5 protein-coding genes and 2 pseudogenes are annotated in these 4,466 nt (G+C 62.0%); 3 read left to right on the forward strand and 4 right to left on the reverse strand.

Translation table 11 applies throughout. The features are described 5' to 3' along the window. The 3 genes from ON21_RS41095 to ON21_RS30700 form a co-directional block, all read right to left on the reverse strand. On the reverse strand, positions 1-262 hold a 262-nt coding region (locus tag ON21_RS41095; RefSeq protein ID WP_373281162.1), incomplete at its 3' end, for a helix-turn-helix domain-containing protein. A 110-nt stretch (positions 263-372) separates the two neighbouring features. Beyond that, positions 373-678, reverse strand: a complete 306-nt coding sequence (locus ON21_RS30695; RefSeq protein WP_245562799.1) for a transposase — start codon at positions 676-678, stop codon at positions 373-375. Between the two features lie 181 nt (positions 679-859). Then, positions 860-1,180, reverse strand: a complete 321-nt coding sequence (locus tag ON21_RS30700) for a hypothetical protein (RefSeq protein WP_039803805.1) — start codon at positions 1,178-1,180, stop codon at positions 860-862. A gap of 431 nt (positions 1,181-1,611) precedes the next feature. Between ON21_RS30700 and ON21_RS41275 the strand changes: the two are divergent. Together ON21_RS41275 and ON21_RS40350 are read left to right on the forward strand one after the other, a co-directional pair. Beyond that, positions 1,612-1,796, forward strand: a pseudogene (locus ON21_RS41275) (IS701 family transposase); the annotation flags it as partial. A 66-nt stretch (positions 1,797-1,862) separates the two neighbouring features. Then, positions 1,863-2,060: pseudogene (locus ON21_RS40350) on the forward strand (helix-turn-helix domain-containing protein); the annotation flags it as partial. Between the two features lie 54 nt (positions 2,061-2,114). On the opposite strand, the gene ON21_RS30705 reads toward ON21_RS40350, so the two are convergent. Beyond that, complete coding sequence (locus ON21_RS30705; RefSeq protein WP_157171040.1) at positions 2,115-2,396, reverse strand: transposase; 282 nt, start codon at positions 2,394-2,396, stop codon at positions 2,115-2,117. Between the two features lie 942 nt (positions 2,397-3,338). On the opposite strand from ON21_RS30705, the gene ON21_RS30710 reads away from it, so the two are divergent. Then, positions 3,339-4,253 (forward strand): LysR family transcriptional regulator, encoded by a 915-nt coding sequence (locus ON21_RS30710; protein WP_218004165.1) that lies wholly within the window; start codon positions 3,339-3,341, stop codon positions 4,251-4,253. Positions 4,254-4,466: the final 213 nt, after the last annotated feature.

Raw genomic sequence — 4,466 nt, forward strand, 5'->3', positions numbered from 1 at the left:
GATGTCGGTGCACCACAGCTGGTTCTCCCGCTCTGCGGTGAAGTTCCGGTTCACCAGATCCGAGTGCGTGGCCTGGTCCTGTTTGCTGATATAGCGTTTCCTGGAGCCCGAGGCGCTGCAGTCCAATGCGTTTCATGATCAAGTGCACTTGACCGGACCCCACTTCGATACCCATGCCAATGGTGAGCTCGGCGTGGATGCGGCGCACGCCGTAGCAGCCGCGTGACGCGGAGTGCACGGCGCGAATAGTTTCGGCAAGCATGTCGTGGCGTCGTCGGTGCTGGCTGGGTGGCCGGTTGCGGTGATGGCGGTAGCCACGCTCGGAGATCCCGAGCACACGGCATGCGGTGCGGATGTTGATTCCTTGCCCGGTCAAGGCCGTGACAACCGGGAACCGCCTTTTGGGCTGATCGTGGTGTCGTGAAGGATCTCGGCCGCCAGTCGTGTCGCACGCAACTCTTCCTCGAGCTGCTCGATCCGGTTCAATGCGTCTCGTAGCTGGACCGATTCGACCGTCGGAGTGCCCGGCGCCTCACCGCGGTCAATCAGGGCCTGCTGCTTCCATCGGTACAGCGAGCCCTCGGTGACTCCCAGATCGCGGGCAACATCGGCGACCCGCCGACCGTCGTCGAGGATCAGAGCTACAGCACGCTCACGAAACTGCGGTGAGTACATCATCGGCACGGGTGGAGATCCTTCCATTCACCGGGTAGGAGTCTCACAACCCAGCGGACAGAATCTCAGGACAGCCCAAAGCGGCCCCAAACCCGTTGATGGTTCACAGGTTAAAACTCAAGCTAGGACAGGGCGACTCGCCGATCGAGTCTTGAGGTAGCCGACCCTGAGACTAGTAGATTCTTTACCCGACTTCGTGGACGACGGCCTCGGCACGCACTTGCAGGACCGCCGCCAGTACCATCCGGGACATCGACATGTTCGACATGTGCCCGGAGAGTGTGATCACTGCGTGCGCTGCCGCGCGCCGGCATTCCTGGATCAGATCGACGAACGCTGGCGGCAGCAGTCCAGTCTCCGGCGGCGGTTCATGGAACACGGTACCCAGCTCGTAGCCGAGCGAGCGGGCAGCAGTTCGCAACGTGTCCTCACCGGCATCGCGGTCGCGATCACCGAGCAAGCCATCGCGCAGGTATCCGTAGGCAAGAGGTAGCAGTGCACTCATCTCAGAAGCCAATTCCGCATCGACCGACCACCGCAGACCATCGCCTGCGCCAGCCGGATGGTTATGTTCGCCGCAGCTCGCTCGCAAAGGCCAGCCCGGCACCCGTAGCCACTCGTATCCAGTTGATAACCGCGACCCCACTGAGCGTCATTGCCCGACTCGGCTCCACATCGTTGTGCACCGCAGGGGTCGCGATCGTCGCTAACGGGCATCAACCGATCGGTGGAACGCTCAACTCCGACGCCCGTGCCCGCCGACACCTCTTACGGTCGTCGCATAGGTAAACAAGGCACATCAGCAAGGAACGACCTTCTTCCGTACCACTTACCTACTAGTAGGGACTGCCGGATAGTCGGCTCTGCCCATGTACGGTGGTAGCGGCTCCCGGGCTTATCCGAGGACGATCCTGTGCAGGAGCTGCGGATGTGTCGATCGATCAGGATCTGGCCGCCTGGGTGGCTGGGCTTGATGATCTGTTCGGGGGGGTGACGGGCCGGTTCTAGCGGAGCCCCGGGCCCAGGCGCGGTTGTATGTGCGGGGTCTGCTGGCGTCGTTGGCCGGGAAGAACTGCTGGACCTTGGCGAAAGCGGCTGATGATACGACGCCGGATGGGATGATCTGGCCCCCGCTGAGGGGGCCGCGGTTACGAGAGTTATGGCAGACTGACCCGCCGGAGGTCACGATGCCGAAATCCTTTTCGCTGGCGATGCGACGGCAGGTAAGCGCTCGGCTGCGAGCCGGCGAGCCCGTCGCCGAGATAGCGGCCGAGACAGGGATCTCGCCTGCCACGTTGTGCCGGTGGAAGGCGCAGGTCCTCGTAGATGCAGGAGTCCGCGAGGGCATTCCGAGCGTGGAAGCTGATGAGCTGGCCTCGGCGAAGAAGCGGATCGCCGCACTGGAAGCATGTCCCCGACGCGGCGCCCGGCCGCTGGGCTCACCATTTTCCCTTGGCGATCTCCCGCAGCGCATCCTTCTCCAGCTCCGCATCGGCCAGCAGCCGCTTCAACTGGGCGTTCTGTTCTCGCAGCTCCTTGAGCTCGCGGGCCGCGTCGGTATCCATCCCGCCATACTGGCGGCGCCAGTTGTACAGCGTCGCCGCCGAGACCTCCAACTCGGCCGCGATCTCCTCGCCCGAGTGGCCGGCAGCGGCCAACTCGTCGGTACGGCGCAGCTTCCGCACGATTTCCTCCGCGGAATGCCGCTTCCGTCCTGCCATGTTTCTCAGTGTCCCTTCCAGCCCCTCGCCAGGGCCAATCGGGGAGTGGTCTCACTCATCGGAGACAGGTCACACCCTCAGCGGCTTGCGTGTTTCCGTGCGTCCCATGCGCGAACGCGGTCGATCAAGCACAGCCGCCCTCATAGCCTGAACTCAATGTGACATCACACACAAGGAAGGCGTCATACCCTCCCGCAAACTGCCAATCGGGTCAACAAAGGCCAGTATGTGACATCTGCGGCACTGCGCCATACAGCGGGTGCAGCCAAGTCAAAATATGGTTTTGATCGATGGTGGTCAACAGCCCCATGGACGTCGACGCGGCGCGCAGGATCGGCGGCGCTTGCGCAAAGCTAGCCGCCCAAACCTATCTGCGACTCTGCTGATGAGAAACAATGGACGAAGATAGCTACACAAATGACGAATAGATTCTGTTCACGATGTGGGAGAGCGCTGGTATCGGAAACGGACCGATGTCGACATCTCCAAATACGCTCGGTCGAATTGCAGAGGGGCCGTGATGCGAGAATGACTGCCGCCGATTGGAAAGCGGTGGCCGGTTGGCTCGATCCGTATAGGTCCCATGCATTGGGGCAGATGGGACCAGAGTAGTCCCCGCAGGCCGCCGATGAGAAGGTCGGTGTCGGCCTGCTGATGCTCGGAAGCCATATTCCCCCGCAGAGGGAATATCGCAGTGTTGCCAAAGGGGAGCCTCTACTGTACGGGACCGTTCTGCCTATTCAATTATGGATCGCATCATCGATTCTATCAGTGGTTGACCGAAGCGGCGCAAGAGCGGAACACGCGGTTCACGCGGCCGTGCCGGCCTGGCGGCATTGCGCTCCGCGTCATGGCACAAGTTCGAGACGTGATTCACAGAGACGGATATGCCAGCGCAGATTGTCACTCGGCGTTGGGCTAAACAATCAGAGGTGCGGGTTGTTGGAACGTTATGAGGTGGAGGCTTTTCTGACTCTGGCGGAAGAGCTTCATTTCGGTCGTACCGCGAAGCGGTTGCGAGTCACTCCTACCCGTGTCAGCCAGACGATCAAGAAATTGGAGCGCCGTGTCGGCGCAGACTTGTTCGTACGCACCAGTCGGCGCGTGGAATTGACGCATATCGGGCGGCAATTCGAGCATGATCTTCGACCCGCGTGGGATCAGATTCTCAGTGCTTTTCGTAAGACAGTTCAAGTCGGTCGTGGAATGACTGGAAGCCTCCATGTCGGCTTCATACATGCCGCTGGTGGCGTGTTCCTTGCATCGGTGGTGAAGAAATTTCAAGCCGACCAGCCCGGCTGTGTCGTCCAGCTTCATGAAGCACAGCTGGCCGAAGCCCTGCCATGGCTTCGCGAGGGCAAGTTGGATATGTTGTTGTGCGCTTTCCCGGTAAGGGAAGAAGGCATCGTTGCCGGGCTGCCCCTGATCAGCGAACCGCGCATGCTTGCGGTGTCTTCTCAGCATCACTTCGCGCAGCGAAACGCGATATCGACCGCCGAGCTAGACTTAATCACCATCCTGCGGTTGCCCGAGACCATGCCCGAATCGCTGCGCGAGGATCGCGCTCCCACTAGCGCCTCGTCCAGGCAAGGATCCCCGCCTGGTTGGTCGGTTTCGACGTTTCAGGAGTTGCTGGTACTGATCGGTGCTGGCCACGGCGCCCTGCCGGTCGGCGCGAGCGCGGCGAGGTACTATGCCCGACCCGAGATCGCCTTTATCCCGATCATCGATGCCGAGCCGATCGAGTGGGGACTGATCTGGCGCGCGGACAACGCCACCGCCCGCGTGCACGCCTTTGCGATGGCGTCGGAGGCGAGCGCTGTGCCGGTAACTCCTGAAGGCTTCGCGAGTTGTTGATACGGCCGCGTCCCTCGCTGGCGGTGATCACCCGCCGGGGCGGACCGCGTCGCCGAGGAGCAGGGGCGCGTTTTCGTCGAATCGTTCAACCGGCGGCTGCGCACCGAATGACTGGACCGCAACCATTGGACCAGCCTGCTCAAGGCCCGGTGATCGGCGACCACAAGGACGAACCCAACCGAGGGCATCGGCACTCGGCGCTGGTCTCTCTCT

This window comes from Nocardia araoensis NBRC 100135 (assembly GCF_000308435.1).
In the GTDB taxonomy this organism is placed as follows: domain Bacteria; phylum Actinomycetota; class Actinomycetes; order Mycobacteriales; family Mycobacteriaceae; genus Nocardia; species Nocardia araoensis.